At 62.1% G+C, this 2,736-nt stretch carries 2 protein-coding genes; both read right to left on the bottom strand.

The features are described 5' to 3' along the window. Window positions 1-1,035: 1,035 nt before the first annotated feature. Entirely contained in the window at window positions 1,036-1,191 is a 156-nt protein-coding gene (locus O3684_RS10155; protein WP_500066811.1) for a hypothetical protein, read from the bottom strand. Next, complete coding sequence (locus O3684_RS10150; RefSeq protein ID WP_500066813.1) at window positions 1,188-2,483, bottom strand: threonine/serine exporter family protein; 1,296 nt, start codon at window positions 2,481-2,483, stop codon at window positions 1,188-1,190. The genes O3684_RS10155 and O3684_RS10150 overlap by 4 nt, the downstream gene beginning before the upstream one ends. Window positions 2,484-2,736 lie beyond the last annotated feature (253 nt).

Raw genomic sequence — 2,736 nt, 5'->3', positions numbered from 1 at the left:
CGTAATTCGATTGCATGAACTTTCAACAACGCCCGAAAACGTTGCAATTTCAACACCTTGAGTTCATATCTTGAAACAGTCGCAGAGGAATTACGTGCGAAATTTCTGAGAAGCGCGAAAGCACCAATACGATCACATGAAAGCCGGCGCATGGCCGCCGAGGCCTGGCTGCGGTGCCCGTGGGCGGTGGCGGGGCCCGACTGCGGTGCCCGTGGGCCAACAGCCCCACCGTCGGCGCATCATCTGGATAGGTTGTGCGCACGCGGATAGGTTATGCACATCCGAATAGGTTATTAAGCTATCCGGATATTCATTACCTATCCCGATGTTCGTTACCTATCCGGATGTGTGTTGATCCCCGGGGCAAGGTCCGCCCACGAGCGCCACGACGAGGCCCAGGACCCACGCCAGAGCCGGTCCGACACCTCACCGCCGATTTCACAAGCTACGGCGCGGCCTCCAATCGGGCGGCGCCGAGAAACAACTCGTCCTATCTTCCTCAGAGAGACTGAAACCGGTACAAAACTCTCCCTGCTCCACGCGCCCTCACGCAAACCGGGACAAAACTCTCCCTGCACAGGCAAAACGGCCCGAATTCCACGTTTTTGGGCGAGCAGGGGGAATTTTGTCACGGAAATGCCCCGACGTCCGTGCGCTTGGCGAATTTTGTCCCGGACGACGCTCCGAAGCCGCTACGCCAGGCACGTTCTATCCGGCCATCAGCTGTACGCTCGCACGTTAACCCACTGGCTCATACGTCCACCGGCTACTCCATCGATGGGCAGGCACCACACACGGGGCCAGCGAGGCCTGGCTGCGGTGCCCGTGGGCGGTGGCGGGGCCTGGCCGGGCTTCAAGATCGATCACTCCGAACCGAAGGCTCGCGTGTGGCGATCTCGCGAGCGGGCCGCCGCCCACGGGCACACACAGCAGCCGGCCGCCGCCCACGGGCACACACAGCAGCCCGGCGGCTGCACGAGCACATAACGAGGCCGCGACCGGTTACCCGGCCACGGCCTCGTGAATGAATGAGCGTCAGCGCTGAATCAGCGCAACGAGCACGCGAGCGGTCACTGCCGCCACGCACACGATCGCGATGTTGCGACCGACGGCGCGGATCTCGTCGCGGTCGATCGCATACTCGAACTCGAACGACGGCGGCTTCGCACTCGCTTCGATGTCGAACTTCATGCGTTCTCCCCCTCGTACTCCCACAGGTTCGGGACTCGTTCTTGCTTTTCGACGAGCCAGTTCTTATCAGTGAGCATACGCGAGAGAGCCAGGCCCATACCGATGGCAACGATCGTGAACATGACCGTAAAGAGCGCACCGAGCGCCTCGTCAATCTGCTGGTTGTTCAGGTACGTGAGCGCTCGGTAGAGCGGCACACCGGGAATCATGATGACGACAGCGGGAACGGACAGGGTGACGCGCGAGAAGCGCGTCTTGCGAGCGACAAACACGGCGAGGAGTCCCGCAGCAAGGGCCGCGAGGCCGACGCAAGCCGGAGCGGGGACGCCAAGCTCCAGGTGCAGGGCAATACGGCCGGTGTTGATGACGGCACCGATGACGGCTGCGGTGGCACACACGCGTTGTGGCGAATTAAAGAGCATCGCGAAACCGTATGCCGCGACGAAACTCGTGAGAAAGCGCAGGATGTAGTGGCACCATGGAACGAGCGACACGCCGTACTCGGGGGTCACAGACCAGCCGAAGATAGCGGAAATCGCCCACACGGCCACACCCGCCGACGCGACGAGCATCGCGACGTAGACGAGGCGCCCGAGACCTCCCTGGAAGTCCTGTCGGACGAGATCGATCAGGCCCGTCACCAGCGGGAAGCCGGGAACCAGGAACAGCAGTGCGGAAATGAAGCCCGCCTGGTGGGTCGACTCGATGCCCAGGAAGTGCTGAGCCGGAGCAACCAAGAGGATGTAGATCATGGCGGCGAGCGCGCCGCACGCCATCCACACACCGAAGTGGTTCATGTGACGCACAAGCATCTGACGACGCAGTGCCTGGCCGAAGAACGAGGCCACGGCGACGGCAGAGCACTCGACCCATCCCCCACCATTCAGGAACGCAAACGCCGCACACGCGAGACCCGATGCGAGCGCATTCGAGAACCAGTCGTAAAGGCCGGGCACCTTCGCGATCTTGTCGAGCTCGTCGGAAACGTCCTCAACGCGCACGGACTTGCCGTTGAGCGAAGCGACGTAGTTATTGATGCGGTCGATCTTGTCTGCGTTCACGCCCATGAGGCGCTGCTCGGCGAGCTCCGTGCGGAATGTACCGTTCGCGTACGCCGTCGCAATAATCTCGGTGTACGTGACCTGCGCGCGATGCTCGGAAATACCCACCGCTCGCGCGACGTCCGCCATGGACTTCTTGACGCGGTAGGCGCTCGCTCCAAAGGACAGCAGCATCTGCCCGAGTCGGAGCACAACCTGGGACTGATGAGCGAGGCGATCATGGGCCGCCATACGTTGAGCAAGAACCTCGTCCTTCCCACCGTGTCGGTGGGGCGAGTCTGGCTGATGTGCAGAAGTGACCATGGGAATAGCATCGCACGACTCATGCCGTTTTGCGGGCGACGTTGGTCCGTGACGTGTGTTTTTTCATCTGGTGGACACGCGCGCTCTCGAGGATCCCTCACAGACGAGGCCGGGGCACAGCCACGCGCGCCGGTACACTACCGGGATTCGAACGTGAAATGCCGGGCTGCGTCACATAGGC

The sequence above is a fragment of the Pauljensenia sp. 20925_1_27 genome, assembly GCF_041432835.1.
Classification (GTDB): Bacteria; Actinomycetota; Actinomycetes; order Actinomycetales; family Actinomycetaceae; genus Pauljensenia.
This window is presented reverse-complemented; position numbering and strand designations above follow the sequence as displayed.